General features: G+C 66.7%; 11 protein-coding genes and 1 tRNA gene. 8 read left to right on the forward strand and 4 right to left on the reverse strand.

The genetic code is table 11. From position 1 onward, the window contains the following. Positions 1–75: 75 nt before the first annotated feature. Entirely contained in the window at positions 76–1,701 is a 1,626-nt protein-coding gene (gene nadB / locus IPO09_17495) for an L-aspartate oxidase (GenBank protein MBK9519104.1), read from the reverse strand. Positions 1,702–1,776: 75 nt separating this feature from the next. Here nadB and IPO09_17500 point away from each other — a divergent pair, with 75 nt between their 5' ends. The 4 genes from IPO09_17500 to IPO09_17515 all read left to right on the forward strand — a co-directional run bounded on the left by IPO09_17500 (position 1,777) and on the right by IPO09_17515 (position 4,695). Beyond that, the gene (locus tag IPO09_17500) at positions 1,777–2,394 is read left to right on the forward strand and encodes a lytic transglycosylase domain-containing protein (GenBank protein MBK9519105.1); all 618 of its coding nucleotides are present in this window, start codon (positions 1,777–1,779) and stop codon (positions 2,392–2,394) included. Positions 2,395–2,407: 13 nt separating this feature from the next. Beyond that, the gene (locus IPO09_17505) at positions 2,408–3,937 is read left to right on the forward strand and encodes a tetratricopeptide repeat protein (protein MBK9519106.1); all 1,530 of its coding nucleotides are present in this window, start codon (positions 2,408–2,410) and stop codon (positions 3,935–3,937) included. After that, entirely contained in the window at positions 3,934–4,536 is a 603-nt protein-coding gene (gene pgsA, locus IPO09_17510) for a CDP-diacylglycerol--glycerol-3-phosphate 3-phosphatidyltransferase (GenBank protein MBK9519107.1), read from the forward strand. Before IPO09_17505 ends, pgsA begins: the two co-directional genes overlap by 4 nt. Positions 4,537–4,620: 84 nt before the next feature. Beyond that, positions 4,621–4,695: transfer RNA gene (locus tag IPO09_17515), tRNA-Gly, on the forward strand. 84 nt (positions 4,696–4,779) lie between these two features. Here the strand turns inward: IPO09_17515 and IPO09_17520 are convergent. Both IPO09_17520 and IPO09_17525 read right to left on the reverse strand, forming a co-directional pair. Continuing rightward, complete coding sequence (locus tag IPO09_17520) at positions 4,780–5,901, reverse strand: tyrosine-type recombinase/integrase (protein MBK9519108.1); 1,122 nt, start codon at positions 5,899–5,901, stop codon at positions 4,780–4,782. Further along, positions 5,898–6,101: a helix-turn-helix domain-containing protein gene (locus IPO09_17525; GenBank protein ID MBK9519109.1), complete on the reverse strand. Its 204-nt coding sequence runs from the start codon at positions 6,099–6,101 to the stop codon at positions 5,898–5,900. The genes IPO09_17520 and IPO09_17525 overlap by 4 nt, the downstream gene beginning before the upstream one ends. A 373-nt stretch (positions 6,102–6,474) precedes the next feature. On the opposite strand from IPO09_17525, the gene IPO09_17530 reads away from it, so the two are divergent. The 4 genes from IPO09_17530 to IPO09_17545 all read left to right on the forward strand — a co-directional run bounded on the left by IPO09_17530 (position 6,475) and on the right by IPO09_17545 (position 16,273). Further along, positions 6,475–7,464 carry a restriction endonuclease gene (locus tag IPO09_17530; GenBank protein ID MBK9519110.1) on the forward strand — a complete coding sequence of 330 codons (990 nt, stop codon included), beginning with the start codon at positions 6,475–6,477 and terminating at the stop codon, positions 7,462–7,464. Between the two features lie 131 nt (positions 7,465–7,595). Next, a complete protein-coding gene (locus IPO09_17535; protein ID MBK9519111.1) occupies positions 7,596–12,476 on the forward strand; it encodes a DUF3320 domain-containing protein in 4,881 nt (1,626 codons plus the stop codon). A gap of 907 nt (positions 12,477–13,383) precedes the next feature. Beyond that, on the forward strand, positions 13,384–14,091 hold the full coding sequence (locus IPO09_17540) for a hypothetical protein (protein MBK9519112.1): 708 nt from the start codon (positions 13,384–13,386) through the stop codon (positions 14,089–14,091). A 1-nt stretch (position 14,092) separates the two neighbouring features. Beyond that, on the forward strand, positions 14,093–16,273 hold the full coding sequence (locus tag IPO09_17545) for an NACHT domain-containing protein (GenBank protein ID MBK9519113.1): 2,181 nt from the start codon (positions 14,093–14,095) through the stop codon (positions 16,271–16,273). Here IPO09_17545 and IPO09_17550 read toward each other — a convergent pair. Further along, positions 16,244–16,492 (reverse strand): helix-turn-helix domain-containing protein, encoded by a 249-nt coding sequence (locus IPO09_17550; GenBank protein MBK9519114.1) that lies wholly within the window; start codon positions 16,490–16,492, stop codon positions 16,244–16,246. The two genes, IPO09_17545 and IPO09_17550, sit on opposite strands and share 30 nt — an antisense overlap. Between the last annotated feature and the right edge of the window lie 323 nt (positions 16,493–16,815).

A 16,815-nucleotide genomic window follows, 5' to 3' on the forward strand; every position in this document is an offset into this window, starting at 1 on the left:
CCGCTTCGCCTTGGCCCCGAGCGCCCTGAGCGTCGCCTCGCCCTGGGGTGGCGGAGTTCGGGGGGCGGCCCCGCCTCAGCGACCGTCGAGGCGCGGCTCCACGTCGCCCAGCGCCACCACCGTGTCGTGCAGCTCCCGGTCGTCCTTCTCCGGGTAGTCGAGCACGTAGTGCAGGCCGCGCGACTCCTTGCGGCGCAGGGCGCACTCCACGATGAGCATGGCCACGTCGGCCAGGTTGCGCAGCTCCACCAGGTCGGGCGTCACCCGGTACTGCCAGTAGTAGTCGCGGATCTCGCCGCGCAGCACCGCCAGGCGGGTGCGGGCCCTGGTCAGCCGCTTCTGCGAGCGGACGATGCCCACGTAGTTCCACATGAGGCGGCGCACCTCGTCCCAGTTGTGCGTCACCACCACGCCCTCGTCGGGCGCCAGCGCGTCGCCGGGGTTCCAGTCAGGGATGAGCGGCGGCGGGCCGCCGGCCTCGGTGAGCTCGTCGACGGCCCGGATGGCGGCGCGCCGGCCGAAGACCAGCCCCTCCAGCAGCGAGTTGGAGGCCAGCCGGTTGGCGCCGTGCAGGCCGGTGCAGGAGACCTCGCCGATGGCGTAGAGGTGCGGCACCGAGGTGCGCCCCACCAGGTCGGTCACCACGCCGCCGCACTGGTAGTGGGCCGCCGGCACCACCGGGATGGGCTGCACCGCCATGTCCACGCCGAACTCCTTGCAGGTGGCGTAGATGTGCGGGAAGTGCTCGATGAGGAAGCTCTTGGGCAGGTGCGTCATGTCCAGGAAGGCGGAGTCGTCCCCCCGGCGCTTGATCTCGGCGTCGATGGAGCGGGCCACGATGTCGCGCGGCGCCAGCTCCTTGCGCGCGTCGTAGCGGGCCATGAAGGCCTCGCCGGCCGCGTTGCGCAGGATGCCGCCCTCGCCCCGCAGCGCCTCGCTGACCAGGAAGCTCTTGGCCATGGGGTGGAACAGGCAGGTGGGGTGGAACTGGAAGAACTCCATGTTGGCGATCGAGGCGCCGGCCCGCCAGGCCATGGCCACGCCGTCGCCGGTCGCCACGTCGGGGTTGGAGGTGTAGAGGTAGACCTTGCCGGCGCCGCCGGTGGCCAGGATGGTGATGCCGGCCGAGACCGCCGAGATGGTGCCGCTGGCGCGCTCCAGCACGTAGGCGCCCAGGGTGCGGTTGGGGCCGCCCAGGCCGAGCTTGCCGCTGGTGACCAGGTCCACCGCCACCGCGTCCTCGACCACCCGGATGCCGTGCGCCGCGCAGGCCGCCAGCAGGGCCCGCTCCACCTCGCGGCCGGTGGTGTCCTTGGCGTGGGCCACGCGGCGGCGGGAGTGGCCGCCCTCGCGGGTGAGGTGCAGCTGGTCCGGCCCCTCGCGGTCGAACTCCACGCCCAGGCCGCGCAGCCAGCGGATGCGCTCCGGCCCCTCGCGCACCGTGACCTCCACCGCCTCCTTCTTGCAGAGGCCGGCGCCGGCCACCAGCGTGTCCTCCACGTGCAGCTCGAAGCGGTCGTCGGCCCCCAGCACGCTGGCGATGCCGCCCTGGGCGTACTGGGTGGAGCCCTCGAAGCGCTGGCGCTTGGTGAGCACCAGCACCGAGCCGTGCGGCGCGGCCTCCAGGGCGAAGGTGAGGCCGGCGACACCGCCGCCGAGGACCAGGAAGTCCACGTGCTCGCGAGGGGAGAGGGCGCTCATGGTGGCCAGATGTAGCACGAGGTGGGGGCCGGAAGTTGTGGGGGCCTGCCCCCCCCTGATAGCTTCCGGGGCGGCATGACGTCGCTCCGCCACACCCCCTGCCTGGCCCTGCTCGCGCTGCTCGCCGCCTCCCCGGCGCGCGGCGACGACACCTGCTCGTACGTGGACGGCGACGGGGTCAACGTCTTCACCAACGTGCCGACCGATCCGCGCTGCAAGCGGGTGCGCACCAGCGACGTGGCCGGGGTGTACCGCTCCAGCCGGGCCACCAAGGTGGGGGCGGCCACCCGCACCACCCGCGAGCTCTACAAGCCGCACATCCGCGACGCGGCCGAGAAGTACCAGCTGCCCGAGGCCCTCATCATGGCGGTGATGGCGGTGGAGTCGAACTTCAACCCCCGGGCCCTCTCCGACAAGGGGGCCATGGGGCTGATGCAGCTCATGCCCGGCACGGCCAGGGACCTCTTCGTCACCGACGCCTACGACCCGGCGCAGAACATCGAGGGCGGGGCCCGCTACCTGCGCCTGCTCGCCAACCAGTACGCCGGCGACCTGGTGAAGACCCTGGCGGCCTACAACGCCGGGCCGGAGGCGGTGCGCCGCGCCGGCGAGGGCGTGCCCAACATCCCCGAGACCCGGGAGTACGTCCGCAAGGTGGTGGCGCTCTACGAGACCCTCAAGGCGGGGCGGTAGCCGGGTGGGCGGGGTGGGGGCACCCAGGGGCCGGGCCGCCGCGCCGGCCGGCGAGGGCGAGGGCGGCGACTCGGCCTTCGTGCGCCACCTGACGCGCGGCGCCCAGGCGCTGGGCCGCGGCGCGGTGGAGGAGGCCCGGGCCGCGCTGGAGGAGGCGCTGTCCCTCCGGCCGCGCGACGCCAAGGCGCTGGGGCTCATCGGCCAGGCGCTCTACCGGCAGGGGCTCTTCGAGCAGGCGGCGGTGGCCTGGCAGCGGCTGGTGGAGGACAACCCGGTGGAGCCCGGGGCCCGCATCAACCTGGGGCTGGCCAACCTGAAGGCCCGGCGCCTGCCCGAGGCGGTGCGCCAGCTCGAGATCGCGCTCGACCTCGCCCCCGACCACAAGAAGGCGCTCGGCTACCTGGGGCTGGCCCTGCTGGAGAGCGGCGACCCCGCCCGGGCCCGCACCTGCTTCGCCCGCGCCGGCAGCGAGCCGCTGGTGGCCCGCTGCGACGAGCTGCTCTCGCAGGCCAGGGCGTCCGAGCAGGCCGCCGCCACGGCCGAGGCCGAGGGCCCGCCGCCCGCGCACCCCGGCGCCGAGGCGCTCGGGCCGCTCCTCACCGCCGGCGTGCCCGACGAGCTGCCGCTCGGCGCGGTGGCGGTCGAGGAGGGGGAGCAGGTGGAGGTGGGGTCGACGGAGGCCTGGACCGAGGCGGGGGGCGAGGCCGAGGCCCCGACCTCGACCCCGACCCCGACCTCGACCTCGACCCCGACCTCGACCTCGACCCCGACCCCGACCCCGACCCCGACCCCGACCTCGGCCTCGGCCCCGACCTCGGCCCCGACCTCGGCCCCGACTGGGCCCGAGCTCGCTCCCCCCTCCGACTCCTCCCTCGACTCCGCCATCGAGGCCCCCGCCACCCTGACCTCGGCGCCGCGCCTGGCCGCCTGGGCAGCCGAGCGGACGCTCCAGCCGCCCGCCGACGAGCCCTTCGTGGCCGACGGGGCGGCGCTGGCGGTGGCCGTGCGGGGCGAGCTCCTCTGCCGGCTCGAGGGGCTGCTGGCCTGGCGCGGGCAGGTGGCCTTCACCGGCGAGGTGAAGCGGTTCCGCGGCCGGGCCACCGACAAGCCCTTCGGCGAGGGGCCCGACCGGATGCACCGGCTGGCCGGCGAGGGGCTGGTGCTGCTCTCCACCGCCGGGCGCCGCTTCACCGTGCTGGACCTCGGCGGCGACGCCGGCTTCTTCCGCGAGCCGGTGGTCTTCGGCTTCGAGGAGGTGGTGGCCTTCGAGAACGGGCGGCTGGCCTCCCCGGCCGGCGACGTGGACCTGGTGCACCTGCGCGGGCAGGGGCGGGTGGTGCTGCGCACCCTCGGCGAGGCGCTGGCGGTGGCCGTCACGCCGGGCGCGCCGGTGCGGGTGCCGCCGGCGGCGCTGATCGGCTGGGTCGGCGGGCTCACCCCGCGGCTGGCGCCCCCGCTGGAGGGCGGCGCGGTGGGCGGCGCGGTGGAGCTCTCCGGCCAGGGGCTGGTGCTCCTCGACCGCGGGGCGGAGGAGGCGTCGTGAGCGGCCGCTCGCTCAGGCAGGAGGCCTTCAACCTCCCCAACGCCATCACCCTGGTGCGGGTCGCCATGATCCCGGTGTTCCTCTGGTTCACCTACTACGAGTCGCGCATCGACAGCTTCATCGCCGCGCTCACCTACGCCGCCACCGGCGCCACCGACTTCCTCGACGGCTGGGTGGCGCGGCGCACCGGCAAGATCACCGTCATCGGCAAGTTCCTCGACCCCACCGCCGACAAGCTCATCGTCATGGCCGCGCTGGTGATGCTGGTGCACCTCGGGCGGGTGGCCGCCTGGGTGGTCATCGTGCTGATGGCGCGCGAGTTCATCGTCACCGGCCTGCGCACCATCGCCATGAGCGAGGGGATCGTCATCGCGGCCGGCAAGGAAGGGAAGCAGAAGGCCGCCTACCAGGTGGCCGGCATCACCTTCCTCCTGCTGCACTACACCTACCCGGTGGACGCCGGCCTCTTCACCTTCGAGTTCGACGCCAACCGCGTCGGCACCATCCTGCTGTTCGTGTCGCTCTTCTTCTCCATCTGGTCGATGATCGACTACTTCCGCGGGTTCCTCCGGGCCGTCTACCAGGGGCCCGAGGCCTGATCCGGCGCCGCGGGCGGGAACGCCGGAAGACGCTTGACACGCCTCGCAGGGGGCCTCTATAAACCCGGCCCTGCGACCGTCTTTGCGGGAATAGCTCAGCGGTAGAGCATCGCCTTGCCAAGGCGAGGGTCGACGGTTCAAATCCGTTTTCCCGCTCCATCTTGCCCCCGACAACTCATCGAGTTGTCGGGGGTTTTTCTTTTCCGCCTCGTCCGTGGCCAGTCATGTGCCCCACATGTGCCCCTACGGCGCCGCGACGGGCGTGATCGCTGGGGGTTCTGCCACCGCAGACCTGCCAGGCGGCCGGTCGAGAAGCTGCACTGCGTCCCGCTTCACGTCCGGCGACAGGTGAGCGTAGCGCATCGTCATCTCCATGGTGGCGTGACCGAGGAGCTCCTGCACCGCCTTGAGGGCCACGCCCCGCATCACCAGGTGTGACGCAAAGGTGTGCCGGAGGTCATGCGTGGTGAGCCGCTTGGCGAGGCCAGCCCGCGCGCAGGTCCGTGGCACCAACTCCTTGACCCGGTTGTGGTTGAGCCGCTTCCCGGTGGTCTCGCAGAAGACGTACGGCCCCCGGAGGTGCCGGTGCGCCTGCAGCGTGGCCACGGCGTCCTGGGAGAGTGGCACCTCGCGGTAGCGGCCGCCCTTGGGCGTTCCTTCCTGGTCGTGCCAGAGCGTCCGGCGGACCACGACTCGGCCGGCGACCAGGTCCAGGTCCTCCCACTTGAGTGCCAGCAGCTCGCCGACCCGGAGGCCGGTCTTGAGCGCCGTGATGAGCCAGGCCTTCCACTCGGGCGCGGACGCCCGGAGGAAGCGCTCGGTCTCCTCGAAGGTGAGGAACCGGAAGTCGGAGGGGGTGACGCGGAGCTGCTTCACCTTGGGCGCGTAGGGCAGCTCGCCCCACTCGACGGCCAGGTTGAGGAGCTTCCGGAGGATGCAGAGGTGGTTGTTGATGGTCTTCGCCCCCTGGCCCTCCTTCAGCTTCCGCGCCTTGTAGGCCTCCACGTCGGCCGGACCGATCTGGCCGAGCCGGCGCTTGCCGAAGGCCGGGACGAGATGCAACCGCAGGACCCAGCGCTTCTCGTAAACCGTGGCCGGCTTGTTGTTCACCACCGCGTGGTCGAGGAACCGCGCCTGGAAGGCCTCCAGGGTGGGGACCTCCTTCACCTCCTTGTCATGAGTTCCGGCCGTGATCGCCTCGCGCACCGCGCGCTCATGCTGCAGCGCTCCACGGCGCGTGTTGACCGGCGAGAAGTCGCGGACCCGCCGGGGTGGTTTCCCCGGCAGGGCGAGCTTCACGTCGATGGTCCAGCGCTCCAGCACTCTGCCTTCCTTCGTCTTCCACTTCCGCAGCCTGACGCTCATCGGTCATCTCCGAGCGCAGGACTGCTGTTGCCCTTCAACCAGTCTAGTAGGGCGTCGCGGCCGATGCGGATGGTTCGGCCCATCCGGACCACACCCGGGACGCGACCGTCGCGCACCGCGTCGTAGAGCGTCTTCCGGTTTACACGCAGCAGCCGGGCCGCCTCGTCGACGGTGAGGGCCGGGGGGAGGGTGGTGGCCAGGGCGCGGACGCTGCTCCTGGCGCCTTCCTGGGCGGCCTGAAGGTTGTCCCGAGCGACCGCTGTCGCGTCCTGCTCCAAGAGCCACCCTGCCGCGGCCGCCCTCGCCTCCTGCCGCGCCTATGCCTACTTCGTCTCGTCCGTGATCTGGAATGACGAATGACAGTCAGACATCTAGTGCCCGGAGGCGAGCCGTCGCAAGGCCGGGCCCAAGTGGATCTGGACAGGTGTCCTGACCTTGACAGCGATTTGGACACCCAATCCCAGCAGGAAGGCGCACGTCCGTCCAACGGGTAGCTTCACCAGGTGGCCGCCGCGGCGGCTTGCCGAAGTTGAACTTGCCTTGACAGATCTGGGGCCACTGGGAGAATCGGCCATGGGCGTCGCCAGCCAAGACGCAATCATCATCAGGCACCTTCGGGCTGCCGTGACGTTCAATCGGTTCCTCCTGTCCCAAGGGACGATCTTCTGGGATTGCGTCAAGGAGTTGGCGCTTCAGAGCGGCACCCCCATCGCGTTCGAAGACTCCAGCTCCATCCCCCCGGGATTGCAGAGTGTCGCGCAGGAACTCGGACCGCTCATGCGGCTTCGCCTGAGTTCACCTCGCGCCTCAGGCATGACGCCGCAGGCAAGAGAACTCCTGAAGAGACACGAGCCTCTCGTTCGCACCTTCCTCGAGATTGCTGAGCGAAACGTCTCGACTCTCGATGAGTACGGCGATGAGAACTGGAAGGCTCTCGACACCGAACTGCGGCGCTTGATTGAAAAGCTCGCTCAGCGCGAGGGCATCCCAAGCGACTCAGTCGCCGTAGTGCTCGACACGAGCCTGGACGAGGAACTACGGCAACTGCTCATCGACAGAGCCGTCATCCGCGACAACTCCCTCGCGGGCCTTGTCCTATGGCAAGCGCGGAAGTTGCTCGTCAATGACTTCCTGCGGTTTCACGAGGAGGTTCGCGATCGAGCAGAGCCAGCTTCATACTTGGAGGAGATGACCGGGGTGGAGTTTGAGACCTTCATCGCGCGAACTCTCAGCGAGCACGGCTTCTCGAACGTAAGGGGAACTCCTGCCAGCGGGGATCAGGGCGCGGATGTCCTTGCCGAGAAGGATGGTCGCCGGCTTGTCGTTCAAGCCAAACGCTACCGAGGTTCCGTCGGGAACCGAGCAGTCCAAGAGGTGATCGCTGCGCTCGCCTACTACGGGGCCGATGAGGCCTGGGTGGTAACCAACTCGGAGTTCACCGCGTCGGCTCGCGCTCTCGCACAGCGAGCATGCGTCGTCCTCGTCGGCGGAGCAAGGTTGTCTTCACTGGGCGCATTCCTGACCACCTGGCCCGTGCCAGCGAGGCGAAGGTTAGGGGCCTGATGTTGCACGCGAAGACGCAACTGCCCGATCTATAGGGCGCTGGTCGCTACTCGCCACTGGGTCGAACGTGTCGGTTGCCATGCTAGAATCCTCAGTTGAGTTGCTACGGTCAGGGGTTCAGGGGACGCCGCATGCCGAGCGAACCACCCGAAGCGACGCTTCCGCCGCCGCTGCCGCCGGCGGACGTCGCCAAGGAACAGCAACTGCGCCAGCGGAAGCTCCTCGAGGGGGCCTTCTCGACTTGGCGCGGCCGTTTGCTGGATCTCACCGGTCGAAACCGGGCTCTGAACTACAAGCCGACCAAGGTCTCGACGCTCACCATCGTCGATGAGAAGCCCGCCGAGGTGTACCGGCTACTCATTGGCGAGGAACGGCCCCTGACCTTCTCGGCCGTGCTCCCGTCGAGGCAGGAGCCCGTCGAGCCTGCCCCCGAAGTGTCCCCGGGCGAGCAGATCGGGCTCCCCTTGGGAACCGCACCGGCCGAGGCCCCTGCGCCAGAGCCTGGTGAACCTGACGTCGCCGCCCAGGCGTTCACACCGTATGCGCGCGAGGACATGGCCGAGCGTCACCTGGACACAGTGCTCCAATGCCAAGCGACCCCCGAGAGTCTCGACCTGAGCCTCCGCCGGATCGCAGACCTGCAACGGACGGCCATCGAGGAGCAGGGCGTCAACACGGTGTTCCTGGGTCTCGGCTTCCTCCACTACCGGGAATCGCCGACGGCTGACAAGGAGGTGCGTGCACCGCTCGTCCTGGTTCCTGTCACGCTCGAGCGGGCGACAGCCAAGTCAGGATTCCGCCTCCTTCTCGCCGAAGATGAGCCGATGGTGAACCCATCGCTCGTCGAATACTTGCGCCGGATCCACCAGATCGGTTCGTTCCCGACCATCCCCGAGCCTGCGGACGACGCCACTTCGGTGGACCTGGGTCCCTTCTTCTCGGCCGTCGCCGAACGGGTGAAGGATCTGAAGGGCTGGAAGGTGACCGAGGGGATCGTCCTCGCTCCATTCACCTTCCAGAAACTGGTCATCTTCAAGGACATCGAACTGAACCAGGAAGCGTTTGCCCAGCACCACCTGGTGAGAAGGGTGGTGCTGAAGGAGGGAGAACCTTCCACTGGCCTCCCTCCCGAGATCCGGGACCTGGACCTCGACGCCAACTATCCACCTGAGATCACGAACCAGGTCGTCGATGCGGACTCGTCACAGCTCAGGGCGATCGCCGCGGTGGCTGCCGGGCACGACCTGGTCATCCACGGGCCCCCAGGGACGGGAAAGAGCCAGACCATCACGAACCTCATTGCGGATGCCATCGGCGTCGGCAAGAGGGTGCTGTTTGTCAGCGAGAAGATGGCCGCGCTGGAGGTCGTTCATCGTCGCCTCGTCGAAGCCAAGCTCGGCGAGTTCTGCCTCGAGCTCCACTCCACGAAGGCGCGCAAGGGCGATGTCATCGAGTCGCTTCGTACAGCGCTCGATCGAAGCGGCGACGCCACGAAGGGCACCGTCAAGAGCGTGGCCGAGCTGACAAGGGCGCGAGGCCACCTCAACGCCTACGCTCGCGATGTTCACGCAAGGCAGACCACGCTCAGCTGCACTCCCTTTGAAGCCGTAGGGGAGTTCGAAAGGGTCCGGAAGGCGCCGAAGTTCACCTACCCAGCTGACCCGACCGCTCTCTCCCCAGAGCAGCTGGCCGACTTGAACGAGAAGACTCGGCAGGTCGAGGTTCAAGGGAGGGCCGTGTCGCCCATAAGGGAATGCGGCTGGCGTGACTCGCGCATCACCGCCTTCTCAGAACCGATCGCTGAGCGAATCGGAAAGGTCCTGGCCGACGCCCGAGAGTTGGCCACCGAGTTCGCCGCTCAGGCGCGCGTGGTGCATCAACGCTACGGCGTCCGCGAGCCAAAGACGGTCGACGATGTTGCCGAGGTCGTTGAGATGGCGTTGCACCTCTGCATGGCACCTGGGATTCCCTCGGCTCTCCTGCGCGACGTTCGCTGGAGCACGCCTCCGCCCGAGGTGACCGCACTCATCGAAGAGGGGCGGCAGGTGTCGGACCTGAGTTCGCGCCTCAAGGAGAGGTATCGACGGGAACTCCTGGCGTCCGTGCCGGCTGATGACCTCGCCTATGTCGAGCAGAAGCTCGGGTCAGCCCTTGCCTTCCTGGCCATCCTGGCGCCCCGCTACCGCGGCGTTCGGCGTCGCTTGAAGGCCATGCGACGTGGCGCCGAAGCGCTGCCTCTCCTGGAGCAGATCTCCGAGTTGAAGGCCGTGCCGGCCTGGACGCGAAGGAGCGAGGCGCTCGCGGCCCATCCACAGGCCGTGGGCTGGTTCGGAGACGCCTGGCGCGGAGCCAGCTCGGACTGGAATGACCTCGAGCGGCGGCTTGCCTGGCTGAGCAAGTTCCACGCCCTCGCCGCCCGCCACGGGCAACTTGGCGAGGTGGGGTACCTGCTCGCTGAGCAGGGGGGACAGCCCGAGGGTGCACCAGAAGCGCTGGCCAAGACCGCGGTCAAGCTCGCCGAGGCATTGGCACGGCTCCACCAACTGCTGGTCTGGCCCAGCGACTACCTGGCCAAGGCGACGATCAGCCAGATTGAGGCTCGCCTCTCCGAGGTTTCCCGTGACCTCGGCAAGGGCTCGGCCTGGTCGGCCTACGTGCGCGCTGTGAGCGGCCTGGCCAACACCCCCGCCGTGGCCATCGCTGAGGCGGCCTACCACGGGGAGATCCAGGCTGAGCAAGCGGGGGCAGCATTCCGCCGTGCCCTCTACGGGGCCTGGCTCGACAAGGTCCTGCCGTCCATCCCAGCGCTCGCGGACTTCTCCGTGGAGACCCATGAGGAACGTCGGCGACAATTCCAGAAGCTCGACAGCCAGCTCCTGACCGAGAAGCGGGGCGAGCTGGTCTCGCGCCTTCGCGAGACTGGCCAGCGTCGGTACGCGGCCAGTTCCTCGGCTCACAGGTCCTTCCTGTCCAAGGAGCTGGCGAAGCAGAAGCGCCACAGGCCGCTCCGGGTCATTCTTCGTGAGGCCCGGGATGCGGTGATGGCCCTCAAGCCCTGCTACCTCATGAGCCCGCTGAGCGTCTCCCAGTTCCTCTCGCCCAAGGTGGACTTCGACCTCGTGGTCTTCGACGAGGCAAGCCAGCTTCCGACCGAGGACGCTGTCGCCGCCATCTCTCGCGGCAAAAGCCTGATCGTAGTGGGCGACCCGAAGCAACTCCCGCCCACGAACTTCTTTTCCATCCAAGGCGGCGCCAGCGCCGTCTTGGTCGATGACGACGGCGAGCCGGTGCTCGAGGAGACCGAGAGCGTGCTCGAGGAGTTCCAGGGCGTCGGCCTCCACCAGGCCCACCTCGAGTGGCACTACCGAAGCGCGCACGAGTCGCTCATCCAGTTCTCGAACGAGAAGTTCTACGGGAACCGTCTGGTCGTGTTCCCGAGCGCCGCCACCGACTCGCCGGACCGCGGCGTCCACTTCGAATTCGTAGAGGGCGGCCAATACGTCGGCGCGGGCCAGAATCCGGTGGAGGCGAGGCGAATCGCCATGGCGGTCGTCGAGCATTTCCGGAAGTCGCCTGACCTCACGCTCGGCGTGGGTACGTTCAGCCAGCGACAGCAGATGGCCGTGTGGGATGAGCTCGAGCGAATTCGTCGGGCGGATCCTTCGCTGGAGGAGTTCTTCGATCGCGCCAGGTCCGAGCCGTTCTTCGTGAAGAACCTGGAGAACATCCAGGGCGACGAACGAGACGTCATCTTCCTGAGCATCACCTACGGGAAGCAGCCGGACGGGAAGCTCCGCTACAACTTCGGGCCGCTCAACCGTGAGAACGGCTGGCGGCGTCTCAACGTCCTGGTGAGCCGGGCGCGAAAGCAGATGCGGGTCTTCAGCTCGTTGCGGGCTTCGGACATCAATCCTTCCTCGGTCGTGACCCAGGGCCCAGCCCTGCTCGCCGACTTCCTGCGCTTCGCCGAGACCGGCAAGATGATGGCCACCACAACCGGCACGGCGGCGGATGCCGAGAGCCCGTTCGAGCACGAGGTTGGGGAAGCCCTGGAGGACATGGGCTTCCTGGTGGATCGCCAGGTCGGGGTCGGGGCGTACCGCATCGACATCGGCGTGCGTCACCGCGACCGGCCCGGTGTTTACCTCGTGGGCCTCGAGTGCGATGGGGCCTCCTACCATGCCGCTCCCTGCGCCAGGGACCGGGATCGGCTTCGTCAGTACGTCCTTGAGCAGCGCGGCTGGACCATCCTGCGGGTCTGGTCCACCGACTGGTTCCGAGATCGCGCCCGGACCGTGGAGCGCTTGAAGCGGACGCTCGATGACCTTGCAGAGCAGCTCAAGGAAGACGCGGCGAAGCCGGCGATCTCGATGGCTTCTAGTAAGGTCGTGGAGGAGCTGGAGGTCCCTGAGGTGCCAATGGCGGCGGAGCCCGTGGCGGCGCTGGAGGTTGAAGAACTCGAACGGGCTCGTCTCCAGGTTCCGCCCTATCGAGTGGCAACGGCGTCCCGCCTGTATCGGACCTCGATTCTTGAGGCCAGCTCAGCGCAAGTCGCCCAGGAGGCTGCACAGATCGTTGCGGCCGAGGGCCCTATCCAGCACGAGGAGCTACTGAGTCGACTGATCGGGTTCTGGAACCATGAGCGCCGCGGCGCTCGGCTGGTGTCGGCAGCCGAGGCTGCCATCGAGGGGGCCGTGCGGTCTGGAGCAGTGAAGCGAAAGGATGGGTTCCTGTACTCCACCAGGAACCCGATCGGCCTGAGGTGCAGGTCGGGGATGGACCAAGGGCCGGAACAGGTGGCCATCGAGGAACTTGCCGAAGCCGCCCGGCAGGTCGTCGAGCTGGTGGGCGTGATGCGCGAGGACGATGTCGCGACCGAGGTCCGTCAGGCCCTTGGGCTGCGCCGGACGCAAGACGGCATGCCGCGCATCAAGCAGGCCATCCAAGACCTCATCGAACAGGGCGTGCTGGTTTACGGGGTGGCTGGACTACGAATCCGCAAGCCGAGTTGATGGCCACGAGAGACTGGCCCGAACGCGCGACCTTCCGACATGCCATCCGACTCGCTCCACCGCGCAACGATGCAACGACCCAAACGGACTGCTCCCTCTCTGCGCCGCTCCTCGCCGAACTTCGCCAACCCGTCCCACGTGCCCCGCTCCTTCGAAATCCGCCTCCACCGCGCTCGTTTCTTCTCTCTCATCATCACCTTTTAGAAATTGAATCAGACTCAACCCAATTGGGTTTGTCATCATGCGGTTCTTCCTTGACCTCCGATCTCCTCCCGCTCTCCGCCATCTCTCCCATGGTGACAACTGCCCGACCCCTTTCCCCAAGTCTCAGGGGGAGAGGGGTCGGGCAGTTGTCACCCCTCACCTCGCGCCGATGGCGGAGGGCGGGCCGTGCGAAGGAGCCTCTCGATTCGAGCGGTTGGGAGCCGAGCCCCGTGCTCAACCCTGTCATCCGGGTCGTTCCCAATCCTGTCCTCGCCGCAGGACACCCCAGAGGACACCCCACACCACGAAAACAACGTGCTGGTCCGCGCGGACCAGCACGCCGATTTCATCGTTCTGGTCCACGTGGACCAGAAGGCTCAAAACCCCCGTTCTGGTCCACGTGGACCACGAGGCCCATTTCCCAGATTTCGGGGGTTGGTCCGCGCGGACCAGGGGAGTAAAGGCCGGGACAGGTGTGCAAGGTCCACGTGGACCAGGAAGAGAGTTGCTGCTGGTCTGCAGAGCCCTACACTGCGTCTTACGGCCTGACGCTGGCTCTCGACAGGCCCAAAGGTGACCACCTTTTGTGACCAAGTTGCGCCGTGGCCGGGCGCCGTGGCACCTTCTACGTCGCTCCTAGAGGCGTTTGAGTGCCGGGTTGCCAAGTCATCGGCAGTTACCTCGAAGAAGCCTCGCCAGCCAAATGGCTGACCGGACCTACTGCAACGCTCCAGAACATCTGGTCGAATTGATGGCAGACTCGCCTGTTCCCCTTCTAGCCCTGATCGACTGGGACACCAGTCGCCGATTCGCATGGATCAGCGAGCGCACGCGGCAGTCGCGTCTAGCAACCGGTCGAGCACGCGCCGAAGAGAGACTCGAAGCCATCTTCGAAGCACTTGCCGCAACGGCGCACGCGAATTTCCCAATGGTGCGCCGATTCAACTGCGAAGTGCGCGTTTACCACGGGTGGCACCGCGGCACGACGCCCACTGATGACTTTCGTGCGCTCGCTGTCGCAGTAGATCGCACCCGTCGACTATTTGGTGGGCTCCACGTGTCCCGGGTGACTCTCGCCTGTCAGATGCTCTTTGGCAGCGAATCCTATGATTCCGAAAGTTCGAAATTGTTCGGAACCGTTCGACGTCGAGAGGACCAAGACGCCGACGAGCAAAAGATGGTGGACACAGCCCTTTCGGCTGACCTTCTCCACTGGGCTAGGCGCAACTTGGCCCCGAGCGCTCAAGCCCTAATCTTCGTCATGGCCGAAGACGATGATTTCTACCCACCAGTGGCGCTGGCCAATCATTGGGGCGTCAAAGCGCGACTTGTTCGCCGCCGCGAAGCTCTTAGGCATATGCCGTGGATGGACAGACTCCTGCTGAAGCTCCAGTCAGAAGGCGAGGGATGACATGACGAACGACGAGATCACGACGTTACTGGCTCCGTTCGCGGATCCCGCTACCCCCTTTGAGTTGCGCGACCTAGGTGACACATTTGGCTTCAAGATGCTTCGGTCAGGAATCCAGTTTGCTGGATTCATCGACAAGGCATCAGGCCAAGTTGTTGCCGATGGTTTGCCAAGTGCCACCATCAAGCAGTTCCTGGCCTCGAAGCGAATGGCGGGCCTTGAGGCGCTTGCGCAGACACAGGCCCGTGTCTTCGACACCACGCACCTAGTCGCAAGGCCAGTGCAGTTGGACGGAGTCCGTCATGAGGATGGACTCGAGGCGATCTCCTCCCTTGCCCCAAAGGCCAATGGCGCTACAAGGGTAGTGATCCTTTCTGGTCCCGCTGGTATGGGCAAGACAAGCTTGGTTCAGGCACTCGTGAATGCACGTGCCCAGGCCTTCCTCAGGCGCAGCGGTGATCGGCTTGCTTTGCTCGTGTCAAGTCGAGGCCGTCGCCTGTCCTTGTTGAATGACGTGATTGCTGCAACTCTGGGCGACCTTCGAGCGCCCATAATCAATCACGAGATACCGCCCTTGGTTCGCTCTGGCTTGGTCGAGCTTGTGATTGATGGGTTCGATGAGCTTGTGAATTCGGATGGCTACCGAGACGCATGGGAAAGTGTCGGTCACCTACTGGGGCAGATTGGAAGGGGAGGGCTTGTTGTTCTCTCTGCCCGTGACGCCTTCTTCTCAGAGCAGGACTTCGTGGAGCGGGCGCGTAGGGAGACGATTCCGGGCGCGTCCAACATCGACTTTTCCTTTCTTGAGCTGCTACCTCTTGACGAGGCTGCGATCCGCGCCCTTGTTACTTTGCGTGGGGTGAGCGAGCCACTCAGGGAGGAGGTCAGTGCCCTGTGTATGGCATTGCCTGAGGGGCTCCGCGGACGCCCCTTCTTTGCCGAGCGGATCGCGGCGAAGGTGGCGGCCGCGGGCGCCATAGAGTTCCGGTCTCCGTTGACCGTCGCAATTGAGGAGTTTGTGGAACGCGAGTTGCCTCTTGTGTTTGGCTCGACGTGGTCGAGTGCAGAGGGTGAGGCGCTCCATGCATTCTTTGAGGAAGTCGCGATCGAGATGCGACGCCAAGAGTCCGACTCACTTGATGTCGACTCAATCAGTTTCTTCCTCGACTTGATTCTTGAAGGCGCTGGCGTGTCGCCGGACCGTCGCAAGGCCCTGGTGCATCGCGCAGAAGCCGTTGCGTTCATGGAGGTAGGCCGGGGCGCTCGACGGAGGGGATTCCCTCACGAGGTCGTTCGCGACCACTTCGTGTCCCGACGAGTCCTTTCCTTGCTCGCGTCCCCGGGACAAGGTGCGATCCGAGAAGCGTTAGGCTTCGGAACCTTCTCTCTCGATCTTGCTGACTCAGTGTGTCTGCTACTTGACCACCGCGGAACTGAAGTATCCGCAGAGTCGATCGGGCGAGTTCTCTCCATTGCTCGGGAAGCTGGGCCTGGAGACGCACTTGGCCAGAATGCCTGCGCGCTCGCCTTTGCTCTCGCCCGCCGCATCCGGGAGGAAGAGGCTGTCGTTTTCGAAGACTTGTCTGCTGGCAACGTAAGTTTCGCAGATACTCGACTCGGGCATCTGGTGTTCAGGCGCTGCGGCTTGGCCTCGCTGGACCTCTGCGATTGCGATGCTCGACTGGCTACTCTTGAGAATTGCGATCTCGGTCGCCTAAGGATCTCTGCCGATACAAAGGTCCCAAACTCGCTTATTGACGGCGCCACCGTTCGACTCCTTGAGAACCAGTCTGCGCCGCGCGCGGCACGGGAGAGTCGCGATCCAAGGAGTATTCGGGAGGTCTTGGCAGCCCACGTTGCCACTGCGGATGATGGTCGCCTTAGTGCGGGCCAGGACTTGCTGCTACGGCTGGCTATTCGATGGCGCCGGACTGGCTATCTTGAGGACGATGGGCAGAAGACACCAGTCTTTGCGGACCCTCTTTGGCCGGCCATTCGCGACATCTTGGAGCGTAACGGACGTCTTGAGTGGAAATTCATTTCTTCTAGAGATACGGGATCTGGACGAGCTCGTGTCGGTATCATGCGCGACGCGAATGCTATCATTCAGCGGTTCCACCGGGACCCAGCTCAGCAGATTGAGATAAGCCGGCTATGGAGTGAGGCATCGGAAGTCCGATGAATCACGACAGTGGGCATCCAGATCGCTTGGTCTCATACGGATCGAATTTGTCAGCCGCGCATGCGGCAGTCGCCCCTCGGCGCAGAGCCGGTGCACCATCGCCCGGCAGACCTCCAGTTGCTCGGCAACTTGCTTCACCGTGAGCAGCCGCTCGGGCTCCAGGCCGGCGCCGGTCGCGGTTCTCGCGGCCACACGTGCCGCGGGAATGGAACGTGCCATGGGTGCACCTGTGTCCCGATTCCGAGCTCAGAGGTCACCATCTCCAGCGGAAGGGCATGAGGGAATGCCTGTGCCCCACATGTGCCCCGACCCTGCACCAGGGGCCGGAACGGGCCGGGACGAGGCGGAAGGAGACGGAACGGGAAACGAGCAGGCTGACGGCGGGTTGAAGGGCAACAGCGCGTCCTGCTTGAGGTTGTCTACCCACCGTCACTACACTTCAAATCCGTTTTCCCGCTCCAGTTTGCCCCGGACAACCACCTGGTTGTCCGGGGTTCTTTCTTTCCGGGTGCCGCTCAGCAACGCCGCCCAGGTCGCCGCCG

Source organism: Anaeromyxobacter sp. (assembly GCA_016718565.1).
Taxonomy (GTDB): Bacteria; Myxococcota; Myxococcia; order Myxococcales; family Anaeromyxobacteraceae; genus JADKCZ01.

Coding starts and splice junctions, on each gene's coding strand:
- nadB (MBK9519104.1), bottom strand. CDS start 1,701: ATGAGCGCCCTCTCCCCTCGCGAGCACGTGGACTTCCTGGTCCTCGGC.
- IPO09_17500 (MBK9519105.1), top strand. CDS start 1,777: ATGACGTCGCTCCGCCACACCCCCTGCCTGGCCCTGCTCGCGCTGCTC.
- IPO09_17520 (MBK9519108.1), bottom strand. CDS start 5,901: ATGAGCGTCAGGCTGCGGAAGTGGAAGACGAAGGAAGGCAGAGTGCTG.
- IPO09_17530 (MBK9519110.1), top strand. CDS start 6,475: ATGGGCGTCGCCAGCCAAGACGCAATCATCATCAGGCACCTTCGGGCT.
- IPO09_17535 (MBK9519111.1), top strand. CDS start 7,596: ATGCCGAGCGAACCACCCGAAGCGACGCTTCCGCCGCCGCTGCCGCCG.
- IPO09_17540 (MBK9519112.1), top strand. CDS start 13,384: ATGGCTGACCGGACCTACTGCAACGCTCCAGAACATCTGGTCGAATTG.
- IPO09_17545 (MBK9519113.1), top strand. CDS start 14,093: ATGACGAACGACGAGATCACGACGTTACTGGCTCCGTTCGCGGATCCC.
- IPO09_17550 (MBK9519114.1), bottom strand. CDS start 16,492: ATGGCACGTTCCATTCCCGCGGCACGTGTGGCCGCGAGAACCGCGACC.